Source organism: Gluconobacter sp. NFX36 (assembly GCF_049887835.1).
Lineage (GTDB): Bacteria > Pseudomonadota > Alphaproteobacteria > Acetobacterales > Acetobacteraceae > Gluconobacter > Gluconobacter japonicus_A.
This window is the reverse complement of sequence record NZ_JAGEKJ010000008.1, coordinates 36649-60552: the sequence shown is the minus strand read 5'-3', so window position 1 is coordinate 60552 and position 23904 is coordinate 36649. Positions and strand designations below refer to the sequence as shown.

18 protein-coding genes and 1 riboswitch are annotated in these 23904 nt (G+C 52.8%); of the genes, 6 read left to right on the top strand and 12 right to left on the bottom strand.

The genetic code is table 11. The features are described from left to right. Positions 1-112 precede the first annotated feature (112 nt). Positions 113-2620 carry an alpha-glucan family phosphorylase gene (glgP, locus tag J4P41_RS09875; RefSeq protein WP_426066980.1) on the top strand — a complete coding sequence of 836 codons (2508 nt, stop codon included), beginning with the start codon at positions 113-115 and terminating at the stop codon, positions 2618-2620. A gap of 437 nt (positions 2621-3057) precedes the next feature. Here glgP and J4P41_RS09870 read toward each other — a convergent pair whose 3' ends face one another. After that, positions 3058-5373, bottom strand: a complete 2316-nt coding sequence (locus J4P41_RS09870) for a TonB-dependent siderophore receptor (protein WP_426066979.1) — start codon at positions 5371-5373, stop codon at positions 3058-3060. A 347-nt stretch (positions 5374-5720) separates the two neighbouring features. Beyond that, positions 5721-5922: riboswitch (cobalamin riboswitch) on the top strand. A gap of 94 nt (positions 5923-6016) precedes the next feature. On the opposite strand from J4P41_RS09870, the gene J4P41_RS09865 reads away from it, so the two are divergent. Genes J4P41_RS09865 through J4P41_RS09850 form a run of 4 tightly spaced genes read left to right on the top strand, consistent with a single transcriptional unit; the run spans position 6017 to position 10939 of the window. Further along, positions 6017-8242 carry a TonB-dependent receptor gene (locus tag J4P41_RS09865; RefSeq protein ID WP_426066978.1) on the top strand — a complete coding sequence of 742 codons (2226 nt, stop codon included), beginning with the start codon at positions 6017-6019 and terminating at the stop codon, positions 8240-8242. Between the two features lie 2 nt (positions 8243-8244). Further along, on the top strand, positions 8245-9003 hold the full coding sequence (locus J4P41_RS09860) for an ABC transporter ATP-binding protein (RefSeq protein WP_426066977.1): 759 nt from the start codon (positions 8245-8247) through the stop codon (positions 9001-9003). Further along, positions 9000-9950, top strand: a complete 951-nt coding sequence (locus J4P41_RS09855; protein WP_426066976.1) for an ABC transporter substrate-binding protein — start codon at positions 9000-9002, stop codon at positions 9948-9950. Before J4P41_RS09860 ends, J4P41_RS09855 begins: the two co-directional genes overlap by 4 nt. After that, positions 9947-10939, top strand: coding sequence for a FecCD family ABC transporter permease (locus J4P41_RS09850; protein ID WP_426066974.1), 993 nt, complete (start codon positions 9947-9949; stop codon positions 10937-10939). The genes J4P41_RS09855 and J4P41_RS09850 overlap by 4 nt, the downstream gene beginning before the upstream one ends. A gap of 10 nt (positions 10940-10949) precedes the next feature. Here J4P41_RS09850 and J4P41_RS09845 read toward each other — a convergent pair whose 3' ends face one another. Together J4P41_RS09845 and J4P41_RS09840 are read right to left on the bottom strand one after the other, a co-directional pair. Further along, complete coding sequence (locus J4P41_RS09845) at positions 10950-11705, bottom strand: SDR family oxidoreductase (RefSeq protein WP_426066972.1); 756 nt, start codon at positions 11703-11705, stop codon at positions 10950-10952. 39 nt (positions 11706-11744) lie between these two features. Then, a complete protein-coding gene (locus J4P41_RS09840; RefSeq protein ID WP_062018881.1) occupies positions 11745-13085 on the bottom strand; it encodes a gluconate:H+ symporter in 1341 nt (446 codons plus the stop codon). 384 nt (positions 13086-13469) lie between these two features. Between J4P41_RS09840 and J4P41_RS09835 the strand changes: the two genes are divergently transcribed. After that, complete coding sequence (locus tag J4P41_RS09835) at positions 13470-14480, top strand: LLM class flavin-dependent oxidoreductase (RefSeq protein WP_426066970.1); 1011 nt, start codon at positions 13470-13472, stop codon at positions 14478-14480. On the opposite strand, the gene J4P41_RS09830 is transcribed toward J4P41_RS09835, so the two are convergent. The 9 genes from J4P41_RS09830 to J4P41_RS09790 are packed head-to-tail and all read right to left on the bottom strand — an operon-like array spanning position 14460 to position 23764. Then, positions 14460-15677, bottom strand: a complete 1218-nt coding sequence (locus tag J4P41_RS09830) for a tetratricopeptide repeat protein (protein ID WP_426066969.1) — start codon at positions 15675-15677, stop codon at positions 14460-14462. The two genes, J4P41_RS09835 and J4P41_RS09830, sit on opposite strands and share 21 nt — an antisense overlap. After that, positions 15674-16537: an alpha/beta fold hydrolase gene (locus J4P41_RS09825; protein ID WP_426066968.1), complete on the bottom strand. Its 864-nt coding sequence runs from the start codon at positions 16535-16537 to the stop codon at positions 15674-15676. Before J4P41_RS09825 ends, J4P41_RS09830 begins: the two co-directional genes overlap by 4 nt. Beyond that, on the bottom strand, positions 16530-17570 hold the full coding sequence (locus tag J4P41_RS09820; RefSeq protein ID WP_426066967.1) for a P1 family peptidase: 1041 nt from the start codon (positions 17568-17570) through the stop codon (positions 16530-16532). The genes J4P41_RS09825 and J4P41_RS09820 overlap by 8 nt, the downstream gene beginning before the upstream one ends. A 13-nt stretch (positions 17571-17583) precedes the next feature. Then, a complete protein-coding gene (locus tag J4P41_RS09815) occupies positions 17584-18357 on the bottom strand; it encodes an ATP-binding cassette domain-containing protein (protein ID WP_211568807.1) in 774 nt (257 codons plus the stop codon). Next, positions 18354-19187 carry an ATP-binding cassette domain-containing protein gene (locus J4P41_RS09810; protein WP_426066965.1) on the bottom strand — a complete coding sequence of 278 codons (834 nt, stop codon included), beginning with the start codon at positions 19185-19187 and terminating at the stop codon, positions 18354-18356. The genes J4P41_RS09815 and J4P41_RS09810 overlap by 4 nt, the downstream gene beginning before the upstream one ends. Next, positions 19184-20017 (bottom strand): ABC transporter permease, encoded by an 834-nt coding sequence (locus tag J4P41_RS09805; RefSeq protein WP_426066964.1) that lies wholly within the window; start codon positions 20015-20017, stop codon positions 19184-19186. Before J4P41_RS09805 ends, J4P41_RS09810 begins: the two co-directional genes overlap by 4 nt. Further along, complete coding sequence (locus J4P41_RS09800) at positions 20014-20961, bottom strand: ABC transporter permease (protein ID WP_426066963.1); 948 nt, start codon at positions 20959-20961, stop codon at positions 20014-20016. Before J4P41_RS09800 ends, J4P41_RS09805 begins: the two co-directional genes overlap by 4 nt. Beyond that, a complete protein-coding gene (locus J4P41_RS09795) occupies positions 20958-22439 on the bottom strand; it encodes an ABC transporter substrate-binding protein (protein ID WP_426066962.1) in 1482 nt (493 codons plus the stop codon). Before J4P41_RS09795 ends, J4P41_RS09800 begins: the two co-directional genes overlap by 4 nt. Further along, entirely contained in the window at positions 22436-23764 is a 1329-nt protein-coding gene (locus J4P41_RS09790) for an LLM class flavin-dependent oxidoreductase (protein ID WP_426066961.1), read from the bottom strand. The genes J4P41_RS09795 and J4P41_RS09790 overlap by 4 nt, the downstream gene beginning before the upstream one ends. Positions 23765-23904: the final 140 nt, after the last annotated feature.

Here is a 23904-nt window from a genome sequence, read left to right as displayed (position 1 = left end):
GTCTGTGATGTTCTGAAAGCGTCTTTCTTTGGCTTTGGTGCGTTATACTTCTGGTCAACGTGCTTGTGTGAGGCAATGTCCTTCAGGCAAAAGCCATGGGAGTTCCGGTCTAATGACTGCAACATCACCCCGTCCATCACGGACGACAGAAACAGCTTTGAAAATTCTCGCACTGGATCTTCACTGGACCTGGAACCATGAAGCCGATCTTCTGTGGCAAAGTATCAATCCTGACCTCTGGGAAAAAACGCGCAATCCCTGGATTACGCTGACCAGGACACCCAAATCAGACCTTGCAGCAGCTCTGAGTGATCCTGACACCAAAGCGTTGATAAAAGCCAGTATGGCGCGACGGAAGTACGAACTCGAACGGCGTACCTGGTTTACTCAAAAATACCCGGAAAGCAGTCTGTCTGAAGTCGCCTATTTCAGCATGGAATTCATGCTTAGCGAGGCTCTTCCCATTTATTCAGGTGGGTTGGGAAATGTAGCCGCCGATCAACTCAAAGCCGCCAGTGATCTGGGTGTACCAGTTGTCGCGGTAGGGCTCCTGTATGCACAAGGGTATTTCCGGCAGGAAATTACGCCTGAAGGCACGCAGAAAGCCCTTTATCCCTTTAATGACCCCGCTCATCTCCCTATTCAGCCCGTTCTAACGCCTGACGGCGAATGGTTTCGCCTGTCTGTCCAGACTGCGACGGGTGAAATCTGGCTCCGTGCCTGGAAGGCTGTCATTGGACGGGCGACCCTGTATCTCTTGGATACGAATGACCCTTCCAACCCTCCCGCCATTCGTTGCATTACCACGCAGCTTTACGGAGGCGATGCCGAGCTTCGACTGCGTCAGGAAATGGTTCTGGGTATCGGGGGCTGGCGGCTTCTGCATGCTCTCGGACATAGACCAGAGATCTGCCATCTGAATGAAGGCCATGCAGCCTTCGCCGCATTGGAAAGAGCGCGGTGCATTGCAGAAGACCTGAATATTCCGTTTTCACAAGCGCAGATTATCGCTCGAGCCGGGACACTTTTCACAACCCATACTGCTGTTCCTGCCGGATTTGACCTTTTCCCGCCTAAACTCATCGAAAGCCATCTGACGTTTTATTCGGAAGAACGCCTCGGTCTCCCCATTCAGGAGTTTCTGGCCCTCGGGAGACTCAATCCCGAGAATACGGATGAGTTCTTCAATATGGCCTATCTGGCCATGAAAAGCAGTTGTGCCGTGAATGGTGTCAGTCAGTTGCACGGAGAGGTGAGCCGCTCCCTTTTTGCTCCGTTGTTTCCTCGTTGGCCGCAAAAAGAAGTTCCGGTTTCCTTCGTTACCAATGGCGTTCATACCCCTACGTGGGATTCTGTTGCAGCGGACGATCTCTGGACCAGAATAGCGGGGAAGGGACGCTGGCATGGAACGCTCGAAGGCCTGGGAGACGCTGTCCGTCATCTGGATGACGAAAGTTTATGGCAGATGAGATGCGCCTCAAGGCGTGGTCTTCTTCAGGCGTTATCCGAAGAACTTCCCTCCCGACAATGTACCGTCGGAGAGGATGGGCTATGGTGCCTGCCAACCCCCGCTCTCAGGCCAGACGCACTTACGATCGGGTTTGCCAGACGATTTGCGACTTACAAGCGGCCGGATCTTATTCTGCATGATGAGGAACGGCTTGTCAGACTTCTGAAAGACGAAAACCGCCCTGTTCAGATCATTCTGGCTGGAAAAGCTCACCCCAAAGACATGGAGGGGCAGGCCATGATTACGCGCTGGGTCAACTTTTGCCAGCGTCAGGACATCGTGGGCAAGGTCGTTTTTCTGGCAGATTACGATATGGCTCTCGCACAGAAGATGATCCAGGGCGTAGATCTCTGGCTGAATACGCCGCGTCGTCCGTGGGAAGCCAGCGGCACAAGTGGCATGAAGGTTCTGGTGAATGGTGGCCTGAATCTCTCTGAAAGGGATGGATGGTGGGCGGAAGCCTATACCCCGGAAGTCGGATGGGCATTGGGGGATGGGTTGGAGCATGGAGGGGACCCGGCTTTCGATTATACCGATGCACAGGAACTGTATCGACTGCTGGAAGAACACGTTTTGCCAGAGTTTTTCGAACGGGATGAACAAGGCATTCCTCGGGCCTGGACCGCCAAAATCCGGGAGAGCATGGCTCGTCTGACACCGCATTTTTCTGCAAATCGCACTGTTCGCGAATATACGGAGACGTTCTATCTGCCTCTGTCAGAGCGCTACAGAGAGCGGCACCAGATCGATAACTCCTCCGCCCCCGATATTTTTGACCGTAGTAAAATGCTTCAGGCAGGATGGAGCAGCCTTCGGATTGGAGAAGTGGTTATTCCTGATAAGGAGAGTGGTAAATCTCCTCATGCTTTCATCCATCCCGGAACGATCGATCCAAAATTGCTCGATGTTCAGCTTTATGCCGAACCAATAGAGGAGAAGGCGCGGATCGTGCCTCTACATCGAACTGAAGATCTTCAGGATGGGTGGATCGCTTACGAGACAGATGTGAATCTGGAGGGAGAAATCTCTGATTATACGCTTCGTATAATACCCGTTATGGACGGTCTGTGCGTTCCTCTGGAGGCGCCTTTCATCCTTTGGCAACGATAAAGGATATCTGCGTGGTCGCCAGGGGAGTTGAGTATCATGTCATGAGGTCTGACACTGTACTTTACTCCGTCTGTGCGATCTACCCCAAGCGTGCACCCATGCAAAAAGACTATCCTAGATTAAGAGGCATTATTTTCTTTTGTGTGAAGAAAACTTATCTCTCCCGAGTGTTTTCTTCCATGGAGGGCTGCACACGCCTCGTGTTCCAGCGGCAGCCGGAGAAAGATCATGGAAAAACGTTGGGTTCTTCTAACAATTATTATCGTTCTCGCGGCTCTCATCATGCTGTTGATGTGGTCCAAGCAGACCGATCCCGGTACTATAGGGGCAGGCACACATACAGAGAAAACTGCTCCCCAGGCGCTTAACACCGTGCCTCCGTATCCTTTGAGCCACGATGTGTCTCAGTCAATTCGTAAAGCAGCCTAAAGCCGACGTCAGAAGTTTGACCGGAGCGTAAACATGAAGTTTCTCGGCTCTCCGTAGTAGTTATAATAGTAAAGATTACCGAGGCGCTGGTAGTAACGCTTGTTGGCAATGTTGTTCAATGTTGCAGACAGGGACAGGTATTTGTTCCACTGATAGCTGGCCTGAACAGATCCAATGATGTAGCCGCCCTGAGTGACGGTGCGGTTGGTACCAAAAGTGCTGGTCTGGGCATTCAGACCGCCTCCGATACTCCAAATGTTTTTCTGTGCTCCATGATAAGGTTCAAAGCGATAATGCGTCCACAGCTTCCACAGGTGCTTGGGTGAGTTCCCGGCATAGGTCAGGCCGGCCTGGGTCGCATTTCCATTATTGACGATCTTGTTGTCGTTATATGTGTAGCTGGCGTTGATGTCCCATTCTTCCAGCGGGCGACCAATCAGTTCGGCTTCCGCGCCTTGACTGCGGGTCTTGCCGGTAGCGACATAACAGTCATCCACCCCACCCGGGCCGCAGATGGCACCAATTGTACTGTTGTAGATTGCTTCGTTCTTCTGGATGATCTTGTAGCCTGACAGCGTCATGCCCAGATGGCCTTTGAAGAACTCACCCTTGATCCCCCCCTCAAGCTGATTGCCTCGAACAGGGGCAAGGCGTCCGGTTGTGTCGAAAGCCGATTGCGGGGAGAAGGTAGAAACATAGCTGACGTAAGCCGTGACGTTTGGACGCAGATGGAGAACGCCGCCGATATAAGGGGTCAGAATACCTTGTTGATCAATGTCGGTGCTGGTTGTGCCAACGGTTGGGGAAATACGACGCGTCTTGCTGACGTAACCACTGACGCGACCGCCAATCAGAATAGCAAAAGGTGAAATCGGTTTGATTTGTGCCTGGCCGTACACGCCCCACTGGGTCGAGGGCTCCCAGTAGCGATTGCTGATCGTAGGAAGCGCAAGGGATGTAATAGAGCCTGAGGCCGTCAGCGGAATTCCTCCCAGCGCAGCATAGCTGCGGGAATTTACGCTGGCTCCGCCACCTTCATAGACGTAGCGGTCATAATTGGCGCCCATCATCAGGGTATGTCGCTGCCCGAAAAGATGCACTGGCCCCGTGACATAGGCATCCAGACCGTCATTGGTTTCGTCATACCGAGTATTGGCGACGACAAAATTTCCGGTTCGGGCCGTAGCGTTATAGGCATTGAGGTATGCATATTGCAGCGTTGTATCGGCCGTTCGGTGCCGATAGTTGATGCGCCCGCGCCATCCATGTGAAAACAGATGCTCGAGTTGAGCTTCTACTTCCGTCATGGGTACTTCGGATTTCCCCCAGTTAGCGCCAACAAAGGTACTAGTTGGCAGATTCAAATCCGCACCGTTGCTGGCACGGGGAAGCCCCATATAGCGCGTTGTATCGTTGGTCTGGGACGTGACTGAAACAGTCAGTGTGTCACGGCGGGTCAGGTGGACATCTGTTGCGCCATAAATCGTCCACCGACGGTCGTAGGCGTTGTTGTAGAACTGATTGCGATCAGTCCCTGCAAATACGAGACGTGCAGAGATGATCTTTGAATGTGCGATGGGTCCACCCACGTCCAGTGTGGCGTGATAGTTATTCCATGACCCGGCAGAGAACGAGGCATTTCCCTGGAAATCGTTGGTTGGGCGCTTGTGCACGAAATTGACGCTACCACCAGGTGTGCTGGAGCCCTGTAGCATGCCATCTGGTCCGCGCAGAACCTCGATACGGTCATAGATTGCCAGATCATACTGCTGGCTGAGGGTCAGCCCCCCCATGGATGGAACGCCGTCATACTGCGCCTGCAGAGTAAATCCACGCGCTGTGTATCCGCCAGTTCCATCTCCATACATGTTGACGTTGACACCAGCGACCTGTTTGAGGGCAGCATCAACCGTATTGAGATTCTGGTCTTTCATCTGCTGGCTACTAAGCACCGAGATGGATTGAGGAACGTCCATGGGCTTAAGCAGCATCTTGGTCGTAGAAACAGCCGAGACAGTATAGGTGCCGGTCCCATCCGTAGATGCATCCTTGCGGTGACCTTCCACAAGAAGCTGTTCGATGCTTCCGGGCGGCTGGTTGTCGTCCTGAGCGTTTGAATGTGCTTGTGTTTTGCTGCCTTGGTGAACGGAAGGGGTTTTGGTCGAAGGCGTGGGAAGGAGTTTTTTATGTCCGTCTTCAGGTTTCCCAGTATCGTCAAACGTAGCGGCAAATGCGCCAGTCCATGACCCGGACAGCAAAAAAGCTGTGAACAACGCAGGATAAAGCTTCTTCCGGGGTAAGGAACCCGACAGGACAGGTTTCATGGAATGGTCTGACTACCCCCAGCAAGAGTAAGTGTTCGCGGAAATGTTACATATATTTCTGAAAACTTTTTATGAAGATGATACTCATTCTCAAAAAGAGCAATATGAAAGTTAAATGTTTTTTCAAAATAGAGGTGTTGCGAAGCGATTTTCAAAGAGTTTTCAGAGGTATCATAAGCCTTGGAAAATGTTTGATATATATACCCCATAGGGGAATCGTTCAGAACAGGTCTGCTGCGCTGGTTTGTCTCACTTCATCAATATTGCAATACCAAAACTAAATTTAATTCAAAAAGCATATTGTTATGTTATAACATATATGTTTGACTGTTTTGGAGTTTCGGTTATGTCCCTTGCTCACGGATGGTTCCCCGAGAGGGGATGAAAAGGGAACGCAGTGAAATGCTGTGGCTGCCCCCGCAACTGTAAGTGGTGAGACAGATCACACGGAGGCTTTTACGCCCGACCACTGAAGCATCTGCTTTGGGAAGGTTTGTGACCTGTCATTGATCCGCGAGCCAGGAGACCTGCCATCGAAAATGGTTACAGACGAAGCGGAAGGGCGGGGTGCACCGGACGCAGTGAGAGTCTTCTTCTCTCACTCATCGTAGTGACGCATTGTTGAGTGAAGTTTGCGTTATCCATGAGGAAAAAGAGTTTTGTTGGTGTCCTGCCTGTCGCGGCACTCACCGTGTTCCAACCAGCATTCGCCCAGACGGAAGATGTTCGGAAGACCGAAACAAAAGCAAAAGAAGAGCACATCACTGCACATGGCCGGGTACAGTCTCTTAAAGACACAGCGGCAATTGGCGGACGGCTTGGACTAACGGTTCAGCATAACCCTGCAACCATCAACGTCATCCAGCGAAGTGTTATGGAGCAGCGGGGTTATGCTCACGCTGAAGAGGCCGCCGATAGTGCTCCGGGCGTGTCATCTGGTGGCTCGCCCGGAAGTCCGGCTCAGATGATGATGCGTGGCTTCAGTGGAAATCAGGTTCTGATCCTGCGGGACGGGATCTATTATGGCCCAACCACCATGGTAAACCGTCCACTTAACAGCTTTAACCTAGAGAGCGTTCAGGTTCTTAAAGGTCCATCATCCGTTCTGTACGGGCAGGGTGCTGTGGGCGGGACCGTGGACATGCGAACACGCGACCCTGCATTCGATGGTCCTCATGCGAATGCGCTTGTGTCCTATGGCAGCTTTAATACCTGGAATGCAGGTGTTGGAGGCTCTGTACCAATCACTGATACCTTGGCAATCCGCAGTGATTTCAGCCGCACGTCCTCAGACGGGTATGTTACAGGGGCTGACCCGCACAGTAACGATTTTACGACAACATTACTTTGGCATCCGTCTAAAAAGTTCACAGCTCGTCTGAGTGTGGACTATCTCACGGATCGACTTTCAACCTACTACGGAACGCCTCTTGTTCCACTCTCTCGGGTGCATGATGGGGTCGGCGGTCTGCTGTCTTCCTCCAAAGGGCTTGGGGTCAGCCGATCTTCACTATGGCGATATTACAATACAAAGGACGCTAAAGCAGGTTCGGTCAACGTAACACCCACACTGCATTTAACGTGGCAACCCACTGTAAATACAGCTTTTCATAACAAAACTTATGTCGTGTATGCCAATCGCACATGGAACAATGCTGAGTCCTATAGCTATATCAGCACCCCGGGCCAGATAGATGCGAGTGGAAAGGCAATCGCTCCAGGACGCGTCGGTCGTGATCGGTTCTATGTATACATGAACCAGCATCAGGTTGGAGACACCGTGGATGGGCAGTTTGATTTCCATCTCTTTGGAATGAAAAACCGTCTCGTGGTTGGCGGGGATGCCTATTATGTACGGCTGATCCGAAACCGTGGGTTTCCTGATGCTAATTATGCAGACAGCGTTTCTTTGGCCAGTCCGGAACGGACGCAAACGGGTAGCTTTGCCGGCGAGTATCCTTACACAAAGTCACCCACAACGATGGTTGATGCCGGTATCTTCATGGAAGATGTACTGACAATCCGCGATAACTTTCGGGTTGTAGGAGGTTTCCGTTATGACTGGCTGAAACTGGATCGTCAGAATTACAGGCAGAATGGGACTTTTAACGCGGGAACAAGCTTCAAAGGCACCTACCACCCTGCCAATTTCCGTATTGGTCCTGTTTATGATCTGACGGACAACATCAGTCTTTATGGTGTTTATACGACCGCCGAGGACCCACCAGGCTCTAATATTTTCCTCGTCAACAAAGGTCAGTTCAGTCAGTTGAGCCGCTCTCGACAGGGCGAAATAGGAGCCAAGGGATCGTTCTGGAAAGGGCATCTGACCTCGACGTTATCCCTCTACGATATCCGACGAACCCGCGTTCTGGTCGCAACAGGGGTCGATACTGTTGCGACGGCCGGGGTGCAGAAATCTCGTGGTATGGAATGGCAGGGGGATCTGACACTTGGCAAACACTGGAGCCTCTCCGGAAACGTCGCATACACATGGTCGCGGTATGGCTCTTTTCATCCGTCAGCATCCGTGAATGCGTCAGGTAATCAAGTCCCGAATGTTCCTGCTGTGACGGCCAATCTCTGGGGTGTCTGGTCCCGCATCGCGGATCTGCCAGTCGATCTCGGGGCAGGAATGCGGTACGTCTCTGCACGTCAAGGAGATTATGCTAACACACTGAGTTTGAAAGATTATACTCTGGTTAATCTTTTCGCCGCATGGCACGCTTATCGTGGTGTCACGGTGTATGGCCGGATTGACAATGTGGGTAACAAGCACTTCATCCAATGGGCTGACACAAGCTATCCAAGCGAAGTGATGCTCGGAGCCCCACGATCCTTTTCCATCAGCCTTCAGGCCGGCTTCTGACGGTGTCAGACATCACGCTGCAGGCTACAGGATTAGGATACGAGGAGGCCTTGGCTCTGGCGGATTTCTCCGTCAGGGCTGGTGAGCATATTGCGATTATCGGGCCGAACGGTGCCGGCAAGAGCACTTTGCTAAAACTCCTGGCAGGCTTGTTGAAACCCTCCAGTGGCTGCGTCACACTTGCTGGCCAACCACTCCACAGTCTGACACGGCGAGAAATTGCCCGGCAGATTGCATGGTTGTCCCAAAGCGATGATGTTGCATCAGAGTTTCTTGTCTCTGATTACGTTGCTCTTGGCCGATTGCCCTTTCAAGGGATTGAAGCTTCGGCCGAAGGGAAGGCCGCAATACAGACTGCCATTCATCATTGTCGTATCAGTTCATTAATGCCGCGAACCATGGGAAGCCTATCAGGCGGAGAGCGCCAGCGTGTTATGCTGGCGCGCTGTCTGGCACAAGCGCCCCGTATCCTGCTGCTGGATGAACCGACCAATCATTTGGATTTATCTGCACGTTCAGAACTTCTGATCCTGCTTCGAACGCTTCCCATGACTATTCTTGCTGTTTTGCATGATCTTTCTCTTGTTCCTGATTTTGCAGATAGAACGCTCCTGTTGAGAGAGGGACGTCTGATTATGGATGACGCGTCACGGAAGGTTCTGTTTTCGCCGATGTTCGAGCTGGCATTTAACCAGAAAGCGCATCAGGTTAGGCTCGACGATGGACATGTGTCGCTTTTGTTCAGACCAATACAGCCGTGAAAAACTGTCTGAAAGCATTTGGTCTGGGCGCGCTTCTGAGTATCCAGAGCGCATTTTCTTATCCGGTCACGATCCAGAGCTGCGGTAAGCCAGTAACCATAACGCATAGGCCAACCCATGCCGTCGTTCATGATGTCAACATGGCAGAAATGGCTTTTGCGCTCCACTTACAGCCATTCATGACGGGAGTGACCGGAATTTCTGGCTGGAACAAGCGAACGCCCTTATTCGAGAAAGAACTCGGCGATATTCCGGAAATCGCTACACATTATCCAACACTTGAGCAGCTTCTGAACGCTAGAACGGATTTCTTCTTTGCGGGCTGGAACTACGGAATGCACGTGGGAGGGGACGTCACACCGGAGACGTTGGCCGCACAGGGTATTCCGACACTTGTTCTCTCCGAGAGCTGCATGAGAGCGGGGCAGGTCTATGCGCTTCCGACGCTGGACTTGCTGTATGGTGATGAAGACCGTTTGGGACAGGTTTTTGATCGCACAACAGAAGCTCAAAGCCTTGTAAGTGGCTGGAAAATACGAGTTCAAGCTGTTCAGAAGCAGCTGGCAGGGCGTCCTCCTGTGCGCGTGTTTCTTTATGATAGTGGCCGGGATCGTCCTTTTACGGCCGGGAAATATGCCCTCGCGACAGAATTGATGCATCTGGGAGGTGGGCAAAACATTTTCAGAGATCTACCGACAAACTGGGGGCCTGCCTCATGGGAAAGCGTTGCTGTCAGAGATCCGGAAGCTATTTTGATTATCGATTATGGCGACGGTATTGAACAAAGCCTGGCGTTTTTGAAAAGTCATCCTCTTTTGATTGATATTGTGGCGTTAAAATCTAATCGTATTATGGCTGTACGTTATGATGAAATGACGCCTTCTCCATCCAATATTGATGCCATTGAAAAAATATCCATATTTCTGCATCCCGAGACTAAGCCATGACCCGGAAAAATAGTCTTTATGTTGCCATACCTGTTATTGTCGGACTTTGTTTTCTGGAAATTGCGCTTGGTAGCGCGTCGTTATCCTGGCAGACGTTAAAAGTAGCTTTCTGGGCAGGGCCTTACAGTCATGACATTGCTGCACGCATTATATGGTCATTACGAATACCCAGATTTTTTCTCGCTTTTCTAACAGGGGCTACGCTTGGCGGGGCAGGTGCCCTTCTTCAGGCCGCGACACGAAATCCTCTGGCCGATCCTTTTTTGTTTGGTCTGTCCTCTGGGGCAGCAACAGGGGCCGTTGCGGTCATCGTTTTATGTGGTGACATGCTCGGCATTTGGACGGCAGCAATTGGAGCTGCAACAGGAGCGTTGTTTGCTACGGCTACTCTGCTTCTGCTGATTGCTGCCAGAAGAAAGAAAAATCGTGTGATTTCGACCGAACGTGTCTTACTCTCGGGGCTTGCGGTCTCATTTGTTTTTTCAACACTGACCAACCTTCTGATTTTCTGGGGCGACCGAAATACGGCACAATCCGTGCTATTCTGGACGATGGGAAGTTTTTCAGGTGGGTCGTGGGCAGCACTTCCCATCGTCGGTATTGGTTTTCTGACAGTTTTATTGGGCGGTCTGATCTATAGCAGAGATCTTGATGCCCTGATGGCTGGTGAAGAAACGGCTGCTTCACTTGGCATCCATGTTCAGAAACTTAGGCTTTGTGTTCTAGTAGTTTGCGCTTTTGGCTGTGCCATGACAGTCGCTTTGTGTGGTCCTATCGGTTTTGTCGGGCTGATTATTCCACATCTTGTTCGTCCACGCTGGGGCAGCGCTCTGAAAAGAAGTTTCATGCCAATTATGGTTGCCGGAGGGATGCTGACGGTCCTGGCAGATATCCTGAGCCGGTGTCTGTTACCGTCTCAGGAACTGCCAGTCGGAATTGTAATTTCAGCAATCGGCGCAGCATTTCTACTGGCTCTGCTCCTGCGCTGATAAGCTTCTCTTAAAGCGAGACGGTGATCCCGCCGTCCACATACAGAACGTGACCATTTACAAACGAGGACGCCGAGGATGCCAAGAAGATGCAGGCTCCGGTCAGTTCATCCAGTTGACCCCATCGTCCGGCAGGCGTGCGCTTCTCCAACCATTGTGAGAACTCTGCGTCATTGACGAGAGCGGCATTCAAAGGGGTATCAAAATACCCAGGCGCAATTGCATTGCATTGCAGGCCATGTCTGGCCCATTCCGTGGCCATCCCTTTTGTCAGGTTCCCAACGGCCCCTTTGGTTGCAGTGTACGGCGAAATATTCGGGCGGGCGAGGGCTGTCTGCACACTCGCAATATTGATAATCTTTCCGCTCTTTCGGCCTAGCATATGTTTTGCGACAGCCTGACCAACATTGAAAATGGATGTCAGGTTTGTCTGGAGAACCTTCTGAAACATCTCCGGCGGAAAATCCTCTAGAGGCGCCCGATGCTGCATTCCGGCATTGTTGACGAGAATATCGATCGGGCCAGTTTCAGCCTCAAAGCGATCAATCGCAGCTTTGACAGAAGCATGATCCGTAACGTCGAAAGGGAGTGTTTTCACACCGCCCAGTTTCTCGGCCGCTGCAAGCAGTTTTTCAGAATCACGACCATTGAGAACAATCTCGGCTCCCGCAGCCTGAAGCCCCTGGGCCAGACTGAAACCAATTCCCTGAGATGAGCCGGTTACGAGAGCACGACGGCCCGTCAGATCGAAAAGAGTGGTACTCATGGTGGAGTTTTTCCCTGTGTATATCTGTAATCGATGCTGTCAGATGACCATGGACGCCCCGAGGCAGAACAGGAGCCCCAGAACCGCAATAATCGTTTCCAGAACCGACCATGTTTTGATGGTCTGAGGGACGGTCAGGCCAAGATATTCCTTCATCTGCCAGAACCCGGCGTCGTTCATAGGACCGAAAGCGACAGATCCTGCACCCGTCGCAATCACCATCAGTTCAGGTGACACACCCTGTGAATGAGCCAAAATAGGGCCTGCGATACCGGAAGCCGTGCTCATGGCGACAGTGGATGAACCACAGGCAACACGGACAATTGCTGCCAAAAGCCAAGCCAGAACCAGAAGGGGTACATGTGCGCTAACAGCAGCATCCGTGATGGCTTTTGAAACGCCACTGTCGATCAGTTCGCGCCCGAAGCCACCACCCGCACCAACTAGGAGCATGATGAGCGCCGTTGGCCCGAGGCATTCATTGGTGAATCTCAGGATTGTCTCACGGGAAAAGCCACGCGCGAGACCCAGAACATAAAAGGACATGACTGTTGCCAGCAGCAGGGCAATATCGGTGTTTCCAATGAAATGCAGGAACGTATTGGGCGCGCTCCTGGGCGTCGTAAACAGATCAGCCGCAGACCCGATCAGCATGAGGATGACAGGGCACGTAATGGTCAGGACTGTAATGGTGAAGCCCGGAAGATTTGAAGGAATTTCGCGGCTGACGAACTGCTCTGCCAGCGGATTTGTCTCGGTGATGGGAACACGCGGGCTGATAAATCGCGCAAAAAGCGGGCCGGCTATGGCTGCAATAGGCGTTCCGAGGATGACCCCCCAGAAAATCGTCGTTCCTGTATTCGCATGATAGGCGGAGAGCGCCAGAAGTGTCGCTGGATGGGGCGGGATCATGGCATGGGTGACGGAGAGCGCCGCTCCCATGGGGAGAGCCACCCGAAGAATGGACGTGTTGGTTCGCGCTGCCAGTACGAAGGCCAGAGGAAACAGTAGAACAACGCCAACTTCAAAGAAGACCGGCAAACCAACCAGTAGCCCGATCACCATCATGGCCCAGTCAATTCTCTGCCGTCCGGCTCGTTCTGAAATGGTCAGGGCAATCCGGTCCGCACCTCCGGATTCAGCAAGCATTTTACCGAGCATGGTTCCCAAAGCAATGATGGTTCCCACATGCCCAAGGACATGTCCTGCACCGGCTTCAAAAGACGCCACCACCTGATTGGGAGGCATACCGGCGCAGAGGGCAAGGAGAAGTGAAACGCTAAAGAGAACAATGAACGGGTTCAGGCGAAAACGCGCAATCAGGACGACCACGGCAATGATCGCAGATGTTGCAAGAAGAATGGCAAAGGTTGTTGTCATATGGAACGCAGCCCCGTCAGAACGAGAAAGAGGGTCAGGAACGAAAGTGAAAGAACGACGGAATCAGATCCTCCGCGAAGATTGCCAGCATCATTTTCCATATCCTTTGATGAACCGAATTCCGCTATAAAGTCTGCGTCATGAGGATCAGGAAAACGGGATCGACATCTCAGCATGGCTGAAGATCAGACATCAGAAAATATGGAAGAGCACTGTTTCTTCAAATATTTCTGGTATTTTGATCGCTCCTTAACGCCTTGCGGAAAACTCAAGTCGTGACAGGATGTTTAACGCAACACATGTGATGGACGAGCATCAGGATGCAGTGACGGGTGCGTGCGCTTTTGATCTGTCTGGTCTCACAGACTGTCGAGGATAAAGACCATGATTCCATTTTCTGTTCTTGATCTTTCGATCATCACACGGGGTTCCGGTCCGCGGGAAGCGTTCCGACATTCGATTGAGTTTGCCAAACGGGCGGAAAGCCTTGGCTTCCATCGGTATTGGCTTGCTGAACATCATGCCATGCCTGGCATTGCATCTGCCGCAACGGCAGTGCTAATCGGGCAGGTAGCAGGTGCGACAACCCGTATCCGGGTGGGATCAGGTGGTATCATGCTGCCCAATCACTCTCCGCTGGTGATTGCCGAACAGTTCGGAACACTGGAAACCCTTTTCCCCGGACGAATTGATCTTGGGCTGGGGCGCGCTCCCGGGGCAGACCAGAGGACGGCGCGGGCTCTTCGACGTGATCCAGCTGCGCCTGATAGGTTCCCTGAGGACGTTGTGGAGCTGCTGCATTATTTCGAGCCGTCCTCTGAAGAGGACACTCATCTCATCAGGGCTGTGCCGGGGGCGGGTCTTCATGTCCCGGTCTGGATTTTGGGCTCATCGCTGTTTTCCGCTGTTTTGGCTGCTCACCTGGGGCTTCCTTATGCGTTTGCTTCCCATTTCGCCCCCGCACAGATGGAAGAAGCCATTACCCTCTATCGCGCCAGGTTTGAACCTTCTGAACGATGCGCCAAACCGCATGTTATGCTGACAGTGAACATTATCGCTGCTGATGAAGAAGCAGAAGGCAAACGTCTGGCGACATCGCTTTATCAATATTTTGTGGCGTTAAAACGTGGCCGCCCGATCGCCTTTCCGCCGCCTGTGAACAGCGGTCCTTTTCCCTGGTCAGCAGAAGAGCAGCATATGCTAGGGCAAACGCTGGCCTGTACGTTTTCGGGTTCAAGAGAAAGCGTTTCTGCGCAGGTTCAAGCTTTTGCAGATCGCCACAAACCTGACGAACTCATGATTGCTGTCCCGATTCATGATCATGACAGCCGGTGTCGATCTCTCGAACTTGCAGCTAAAATCCGAGTCGAAATTTCAGGGCGACAGGTTGGCTAGCTGACGGACGATATCTTTATGGATCTGCATGAACAGATCACGTTGCGCATGGCTGCCACCAATATCCTGAAGGTGAGGGAGGGCAGCTTCAAAGTATCGCTGGGCTGTGACTGGATCATGGTCCAGATAGGCTTCCAAACCACGAGCCAGGGGAATGCCGACCAAAGTCCAGGCTTGCTGATCTGGAAGGTCTTTGTCTGAAAGGTTCTCTATACGCTGGAGTAGATGCCTCCCCTCGGGGCGGCGTGCTTTCAGAAGGCCATAGAGATATTGCAAACTCAGGAACGGTTGACTGACATCCTCCTGCCTGGGGGCAAGCCATTCCGCAAGATCATCCCAGCGCTGCCCCACATCCGCACCTGCCAGTTCAAGACGGACGAGCAGGGACACAGCACCTATCTGATCCTGCGAAAAACTCCGCTCCCGTCCCCAGCAATGCTGATCGTAAATATCAAGCGCGTCCGCTACCCGGCCCTGAGCCAGATAGAATAGAGCGAGATGCCACCAGAGATGCGTGTACATGAAAGAGGTCAGGTGCTCCCAGCCAGCCGACCGCTCTTCCAGAAAGGCAATACCTTCTTCAATCCGTCCCTGCGTCAAAAAAACATGCGCAAGAGCATGTTGCGCCCATGGCTCGGAAGGGTCCATCTCAAGAGCGCGTCGTGCGGAGCGTTCAGCCGCAGTCAGGTCGTGGCATTGTTCAAAACCAAACGCCAGCATTCCATGCAGTGCGGCAATATCTCCTGCAGCATCTTCGCTCTTCAGGGCGATAGCCAGCATATCCGTGAACCGTCCACGAATAAAATCATGATACTGCCTGAGTTTCAGTGTGACCAGATCCCGCGGCCATTCGGTCAGGATCGTATCCGTCAGAGCGATAATTCGATCCGGATCTTCTGCTATCGAAGCTTCCAGAACCGAAAAGAGCAGTTTTTCACGTGGAAGCGCTCGATCAAAAGAGGCGCTCGCCCGGTCCCGATAGCGCAATGCTTCAGCAGGGATATCTCCTGTTTCGGACAACATCCAGAGAAGTCCTGCATAAGTATTCGCCAGACAGTCATCGGACTGATCCGCGACACCAAGAATGTCCACCAGTTTGAGATCGTAGCCGAGATAACCGAGAATAAAGGCGTTGATACCTTGTAACGTTTCACCATCGCCTGCGGACACTGCGTTGCCGAGAACGTCCTGGCTCATGAGCGCGTCTCCTGCCCAGAGGAAAGATGTTTGAGAGCACTCTCAATGCAACGATTTACGGTTGCAGGCTGTTCCAGCATGATCTGATGGCCACACTCCGGAAGAATGTTCAGGGAACTTCCGGATATAAGCGATTGAAGTTTCTTTATTTCTTCGAGAGGTACGATGCCATCCTGCTGGCCAGCCAGAATGTGCACTGGCTTTCCGAATTGTCTCAAAACATCATGATCAATGGGTTGTGCTCTCGCACGGACAGCATTGATCATGAAAAGACTATTGCGTTTTGTGGCCTTGCGTTCGGCCTTCAGAAGGTTTGGATCAACCGTTGAAGCCCAGGCTAGAGCTTCAAAACGTTTTTGCAAAAATGGCCGTGCCAGGGATGACAACCAGAAGGGCAGCCGGTCCATCCAGTTCCCAAACATGGGCCCCTTCAGACACGGCGCAAGAGAGGCCGGTCCAAGAAGAATAAGCTCATCAATCGGAACCGCCTGTTCTGCCTGCAACAGACCCGCAACCCATTCCAACGTCACACGACATCCAAAAGAATGTGCAACAAGAATGCGCTTTGAAGAGGGATAAGCCTTCAGAATTGCAGCGAGATCCTGCACCGCATAGGAGCTTACGAACGCCTGTTCATGGTGAGAGCGCGCACTGTCGCCATGGCCGTAAGCATCCCATGCAATAAGATTGACGTTCTCTTGAGAAAAATGTTCCCACTGCAAACGCCACTGCTGTCGGTTACCGCCCAACCCATGAACAAAGATCAGGGTCGTATCGCTACTTTTTTGAAGTGTGGAAAGAGCCAGTCGTCGCCCGGGAACGCGGAAGAAATTGGTCGGGGCAGGCAGAATATCAGCCATGGTCCACATTTCCCTGTTTCACATCACCAAAGCGTTCCTTCCATGTTGGAAGGAAGGGCTCTCCTGGCAATGGTGAGGCTTCATACACGCCACGGGCGATGGCACGAGCTGTAACCTGCGTCGCGGCGTGAAGGATTTCCGTCCAGATTTCTACAGAGGCAGGGGCAGGTGCGTGACCTGTGGAAATACCAAAAACTGCGTCTCCATCCTGAGGCAAATGGGCCGGAAAGACCCCGCGGGCGATACCATCCTGTGCCAGGATGGCAAGGCGTTTGGCTTCGGCCTTTGTCAAAATCGCGTCAGTCGCGATAACACCGATCGTGGTACCGGCCACATAGTTTGGCTTCATGCGCAAAGCTAGGTCGTTTTCTGTGAGGCATGATGGAAATCCTAAGCCGCCGAATTCATTATCCCGTTCAAACGGAGCACTCCAGAAATGTGGGCCATTGCCAACGGTCGCGGTTCCGACGGCATTGACCACCATCAGGGCGGCAACGGTATGACCTGATGGCGTGATGGTACTTGCAGACCCCAGTCCTCCTCTGAGGAGTGTAGTCGTCGCTCCGGTCCCAGCTCCTGTGGTCCCAAGAGCGAACTGACCCTTACGGGCTCCCTGTGCAGCCTGGTAGCCGAGTTCGGCATACGGGGAATACCGGCCCCAGTCTTTGTTGCCTCCATTCACAAGGTCGAAAAGACTTGCCTGAACGACGATAGGAACACGAACCTGATTGTCGGGAGTTGGCAGATCTGCAGCCTGTTCCCGCAACCATGCCTGCACGCCGGCGGTCGCATCCAGCCCATAAGTGGAGCCACCTGACAGAACGATGGCATCAATGCCGCCCACCAGCATTTCAGGTTCCAGCAGAGCATTTTCCCGTAATGCCGGTGCACCTCCAAGAAAGCTGCCAGACGCTATTGCAGGTCGATCAAAAAGGAGAGCTGTGACACCTGTCCGCTGATCGAGGTTCTGAACATTGCCGACGCGGATACCGGGCACGTCTGTCACGAGATTATTGAGCGATTGGGAAATCATGGTTCAAATCGTTTCAAAGACTGGCGTCAATCAGGGCGCGGGTCGTGGGATGCTGAGGATGGTCCAGCACTGAGAGGGTTGCGCCGGTTTCCACAATCCGCCCCGCGTCGAGTACGGCAACACGATGAGAAATATGCCGGATAACAGCCAGGTCATGACTGACAAAAACATAGGAAAGACCATGTCGGCTCTGAAGATCCAACAGCAGGTTCAACACGACAGCCTGTGTGGAAACATCCAGCGCAGAGACCGCCTCATCCGCGATGATGACGGAAGGGCGTGTTACAAGAGCCCGGGCAATGGCAATGCGTTGTCGCTGCCCTCCGGAGAACATTCTTGGATAACGATCAGCCGCATCCTCCGGAAGGGCAACATCTGCCAGAGCCTGCCGAACCCGACGTTCCTTTTCTTCATTGTCCAAGGGCGTCTGATGGAGAGGCTCTTTCACAATCTGCCGTACGGTCTGGCGAGGATCGAGTGCCCCTTGAGGGTCCTGAAAAATCATCTGGATGCTGGGGCGAACGTCTTTCCTGACTTGCCTCCTAGTATCGATCAGGCTCTGCCCCCGGAAGAAGATTTCTCCTTTCTCCGGTCTTACAAGGCCTGTCAAAATACGGGACAGGGTTGATTTTCCACTCCCGGAAGACCCAACAATGCCCAGTGTTTCGCGCTCTGCCACATGAAGGCTGACATCCTGCAGAACGTTTTTTCTGAGGGGAGTAAAAAAGGAGGATTTGTGTGTGGCTACGCTGAACTGAATGTTCTTCGCTTCCAGAAGAATGGTCATGGCTGAATACCTTCAGCGACATCCGAGGGAACAGGAATGTGCGTCAAAGAAGGATGGCCTGTTCCATGCAAAGACATGCTCAGAAGTGAGCGGGTATAAGGATGCTGCGGCCAATCAAAGAGTTGCTCTGTCTCGTTGCTTTCAACAAGGCAACCCTGTTGGAGAACCAGGACGCGCTGTGCGTGACGCCTTATGACACCCAGATCATGGGAAATCATGAGAACGGCCATCCCGTGTTCAACGGAAAGATCCTTCACAAGGTCCATTACGTCTGCTTGCGTTTTGCTATCCAGCGCAGTTGTAAATTCATCGGCAATGAGAAGGGCGGGCTTACAGGCAATCGCCATTGCGAGAAGAACGCGCTGACGCTGCCCGCCAGACAAGGCGTGAGGATACGCTTCTGCAGAGATTCCCACACTGCTTAGGCCCACGCGATCCAGCAATGTCTGGACGTGCGACGCGATGTCTCGTGATGAAAGTGCATTGTGAAGCCTGAGTGTATCACCAATCTGTTGGCCAATACGGCGGATTGGGTTGAGGGCTGTCATGGGCTCCTGAAACACCATGGCGATGCGGCGCCCCCGGAGATCGCGAAAAGTGCGCTCAGAAAGAGCTGCAAGATCCTGCCCTTCAAAAATAATCTGCCCAGAGGTTTTAAAGCCATCCGGTAGCAGTCCTATCAAGGCGTGGGCCAGAGTAGACTTCCCAGATCCAGATTCGCCTGTCACAGCGACCGTCTCACCAGGACTGATCGTAAACGACAATGGGTGAAGGATGGATTTTGCTCCGGAGAGAACCGCTAAATCCTGAACAGAAAGGAGTGTCGTCATGGCAGGTGTGCTTCGCTACGGGTAAAAGGGCGCTCAAGAAGATCTCTCAACCCGTCTCCCAACAGGTTGAAGCCAAGAACAAGCACCATGACCGCGATCCCCGGCGCGGCAACCAGGAAAGGATGATCAAAAATATGGACCTGATAGGAGGCCAGCGCTCGCCCAAGATCTGGCTGTGGGGGGGGAGCGCCTAACCCCAGATAGGATAAACCTGCCTCGGACAGGATAGCGAGAGCCAGAGACGTTGAAGCATGAACGATCAGGATTGGCGCGATATTGGGGAGAATATGTCGGACCGTCACAGCTATTGGTCCCAATCCTGCCATGCGCGCGGCTGAGATGTAATCCAGCACAATAATAGACTGTGCGGCCTGTTTTGTAATGCGGATCTGTGCCGGAATACCGAACAGGGCGATGGCGAGAATCTCACCTGTCGCAGAGGCTCCCCGTAGCGTCACGAGCATGGCAGCAATGAGGATGGGGGGGAATGCCAGCCCAAGATCGGTGGCACTCATGACAGCCCAGCCTCTTTTTCCACCTTGCGTGCCAATAAGCCCCAGAATGGTGCCGGTAATGGTTGCGAGTGTGACGGAAATTACCGCAATGACTGTTGTATTGAAGGCTCCGGTCAGAACATAGCTGGCGAGGTCCCGCCCGAAGGGATCGGTTCCTAGCGGATGAGCGGAAGAGGGCGGAGCATAGCGGTTTGGTATGTCAATGAATGGTGCGTGACCACCATGCCAGACCCAGACAACTGCTGCTGGAAGAAGACAACCAAGAAGCAGGATAATTCCGGCAATCAAGCTATTGGGAAGACGCCTTGAGATCATGCGTCGCCTCCTGCAAGCCGTGGGTCCAGCCAGTGAATGATGACCGAAAGGCACAGGTTCAACACCAGGACACCCGCAACGATCAGCATGACAAGATTTTGCACAACCGGAATGTCTCGCTGATTCACGGCTTCCAGAAGAAGCTTGCCACATCCTGGAATGTTGAACACGTTCTCAACGATGATTGACCCTGTTACGAGAACAGGAAGCTGAATTCCGACCAGCGTCAGAACTGGAATAACCGCATTCGGGATTGCGATCCGCCAGAGAACGCCTTGGCGACTGTAACCTTGGGCACGGGCGGTACGGATAAAGTCCTGTCCCAATGTGTCAATCAGAGATGATCGCATGAATCGTGCAATGATTGCGGCTTGTGGAATCGCAAGAGCGAGTGCCGGTAAGGTGAGGGCACGAAGACCGGAAAAAACGCCGTGATTCCAACCACTGAATCCCCCTGCGGGAAACCAGTGCAGGGTCAGGGAGAACAGAAAGGTCATCATCATGGCAAGCCAGAAATCCGGGATGGATTTCAGGAACTGAAGCAATACCATAAGCATCAGATCCAGCCGTTTTCCACGGTTGGTCGCTGCGACAGACCCAACGGGCAGACCGATGAGAAGGGCAAGCCCGGTTGCAAAGATAATGAGTGGCAAGGTGCTCTGAAAGCGTTCAAGAATCAACCCGGAAACCGGCACACCATAAACGTAACTCGTGCCCAAATTTCCATGGAAAAGACCGGAAATCCACCGAAAATAACGGGAAGCAGGAGCCGCATCGAGACCAAGCTGATGATGCAGGGCAGCAATGCTTTCAGGACTGGCGTCCAGGCCCAGCATTACGGTCGCGGGGTCACCTGGCAGAACAGTGAGCAGCGCAAAAACGATTACGCTGGCAACAGCCAGCACAGCAAACCGCCCGAAGAAAGTTTGAGCAAAACCGGTCATCGTGGCTCCCAGAATACATCAGCCATGGGGCAGGCTGCGATCTGCTGATCAGTCCAGAGACCTGAGATATGGCGGTTCATGACCGTGTCCCGAGGGCGGGAATACAGGAAAACATTGGGTTCATCCTGTGCAAGGCGGTCTTGCATGGCAACTGACAAACGATGTCTCTCTTCAGGGTTTTCTGTTGCCTCGTACTGCTCGAAAAGACTGTGGAACACTGGATTTCTGTAGTGGAAATATATGTTGTCGCGGTCATAGATACCAATGTCATGAGGCTCGGTATGAGCAATGACCGTCATGTCAAATTTGCCCTGCCCGAAAACCTGCCCGAGCCATGCTGGCCATTCGAGAGGCTGTAATGTCACGATTAGACCGATCTGTTCGAGATAGGCTGCGACAATTTCGCTGGTATCCCGCGCATAAGTAATGGGTGGGTAGGAAAGGGTAATCTGCGTACCCGGTCGGACCCCGGCCTCTTTTAGCAGTTCGCGAGCATGTTCGGGATTATAAGGATAACGGTCAGGAAGCGCGACATAATCTGGGTCATTAGGCGCCATATGCGATTGCAGAACCGTGCCCTCGCCATCAGCCCCAGCCTGAACAAGCGCATTACGATCAATGGCGTAGGCAATTGCCTGGCGGACCCGAAGGTCATGAAACGGCTTGCGGGCATTATTGAGAGCGAGAATGGCCTTGAAGGGGAAGGTGCCACGAACAATCCGAATGCTCGGATGATCTATAAATCGACTCAAAATTTCCGGCGCAGGGAAGGACGGGTAAGCATCCAGTTCCCCGGCGAGAAGGGCATTACTCGCAGCAAGAGGATCAGGCATGAACCGGAACGTTACTGTTTTCAGAAAAGGTGCTTTCCCCCAGTAGTCCGGATTGCGTTCCAAGGTGACATGGTCGCCGCGCTGCCACTCTTCAAACCTGAAGGGCCCTGTTCCAACCGGGTGACTGACATTGCTGTCTGAAGATGCCGGTGACAGGATGGACGCGTCATTCCATGCTAGTTCGTAGGCAAAACTGCCATGAGGTTTTTTCAGCGTCACATCCGCATGCGCGGGGTCCGGGCAGACGACATCGACGATATTTGTGAAAACGGTTCGATCCGGATTTGTGCTATTTGCAGCACCCGCACGAAGAAGCGAAAAACGGACGTTCTCGCACGTAAGGGGCGATCCATCATGGAAGCGAACATTGTCCTGCAAGGTGAAATGATACACACGTCCGTCGTCTGAAACCGTCCATTTCCGGGCCAGAAGAGGTTGAACGTGACCTTCACGATCCAGTCGTGTCAGTCCTTCATAGATATTGTTGTATGTGATCGTTCCAACCGCCTCACTTGGCGTGCGGGTTGGGTCCAGACCAGGCGGCTCAATGGAAACGCCAATACTCATGGTATCGCGCGGGGCAGCCAAAGCTGGCAATGCCAGCCCGAGGCTCGCTACGGCAATCAGAACGAAAGACGGTTTCATGGGGTCTCGCCGGGAGCCGGTCGTTTTAGTCCCAGATGCTCACGCAGGGTCGTGCCTTCATAGGCGGTACGGAACAGACCTCGGCGCTGTAGTTCAGGCACAACATGATCCACGAACAGTTCCAGACTCTGCGGCAGAATAGGGGGCATGACGTTAAAGCCATCAGCTGCGCCTTCCACAAACCACTCTTCCAGTTGATCTGCAATCTCCTTCGGACCGCCATAAATGGACCAGTGCCCGCGGGCACCGCTGACTTCCAGATACAGGTCACGCAATGTCATGTTCCGCCGCTTTGCCATTTCAACCAAAAGCGTTTGACGGCTGCGGTTTCCGTTGAAGTCTGCAGGCGCCTCTGGGAGAGGGGCGTCGAGAGGCAACCCACGAAGATCAGTGCCTGTCATTCCCCCCAGAAGAAACAGACCAACATCCGGATGCGTGAGATCATCGAGTTGTGCCCGGAGATCCTCAGCCTCCATCTGTGTCCGCCCTACCAGAGGATAGACGCCCGGCATGACTTTCAGAGATGCAGGATCACGACCAATATCCCGCATCCGACGATGCAGATCGAGGCGAAATGCTTTTGCTTCTTCAAGAGTCTGCTGCGCCGTGAAAACCATTTCGGCGGTCTCAGCAGCAAGCTGACGGCCAGGCTCAGACGATCCCGCCTGAACCAGAACAGGCCGGCCCTGCGGAGAACGTGGAATATCTATCTGACCTGCGGCCGTGAGAAATTCTCCCTTGAAATCAAAAGGGCGACGACCTTCGGGCCTGAAGAACTCTCCACTCTCTATGTCTCTCTGGAAGGCGTCGTCATCCCAGCTATCCCAGAAATTCTGCACAATCTGGGCGAATTCGCGAGCCTGCTGATAGCGATCTGCGTGAGGCACGTGGCTTGGATGTCCGTAATGAATGGACTCTTTCACGTTCGCAGTCGTGACAAGGTTCCATCCTGCGCGTCCGCCACTAATCTGATCAAGGGACAGAAACTGTCGAGCCAGATGATAGGGTACCGAATAGGTCGTGCTGACGGTGCCGATCAGGCCAATCCTGTTTGTTGTGGCTGCGAGAGCAGCAAGAAGAGTTAAAGGCTCAAAAGACGCCGCGTAGGTCATGCGGCGGAAACCGTCGATAGTGGCTTCGTCGATGGAGCTTGTAAAATCAGCGATAAACACAGCATCGAAGAGTCCGCGCTCAGCAAGACGTGCCTGTTCGAGCTGCTGCTGAAAGTTGCTGCCAGCGTCCGGAGCTGAGCCGGGATGGCGCCAGGCTGCCGCATGATGGCCGGTTGGGAGAAGGAATGCGGCGAGTTTCATCTGGGAAGCCATGGGTGTTCGATCTCTTGTCTTTGTCTCGGTCAGAAATACAAAAAAATGTTGCGTTCACAGCATAACCTGTTGTGAATCGTTTTTCTATCCCTTAAACGCTATCCGATAGTTGTTTTATATAACAACGATAATTATTAGTT